The sequence below is a fragment of the Bartonella sp. AA83SXKL genome (genome assembly GCF_042196965.1).
Lineage (GTDB): Bacteria > Pseudomonadota > Alphaproteobacteria > Rhizobiales > Rhizobiaceae > Bartonella.
Window position 1 is genome coordinate 1 of sequence record NZ_JBHIRG010000174.1, and the last position, 301, is coordinate 301.

1 protein-coding gene is annotated in these 301 nt (G+C 34.9%); it reads right to left on the reverse strand.

Annotation, left to right across the window (positions count from 1 at the left end; all coding sequences use genetic code 11):
• Nucleotides 1-78: 78 nt before the first annotated feature.
• Nucleotides 79-270, reverse strand: coding sequence for a hypothetical protein (locus tag ACFINO_RS10415; protein WP_034454138.1), 192 nt, complete (start codon nt 268-270; stop codon nt 79-81).
• Nucleotides 271-301: the final 31 nt, after the last annotated feature.

Here is a 301-nt window from a genome sequence, read left to right on the forward strand (position 1 = left end):
AAGTATATTCCATATCTTTAAATCTCCTTGCTATTATGAAAGTGCTTCTGTGAGAGGTATAAAAACATTTAGAAAAATTCATACCCCTAACTGTTTTTTGATTATTTTCACATAGAGTGGGGTTAATTCACCAGATTTTATAACGGTCGTCTTATCTCCAAAAGTTACCAAATAATGCGATCCTTTGCCTGCATCTGGAGCCTCATTGTAATGAACACCTCTTTTTCTGGCTTCTTTACGTAACTCTCTAAGCAGCGCTTCTCTTTTCATTCACCCTCTCCCACTTTGTAATAAAATTAAT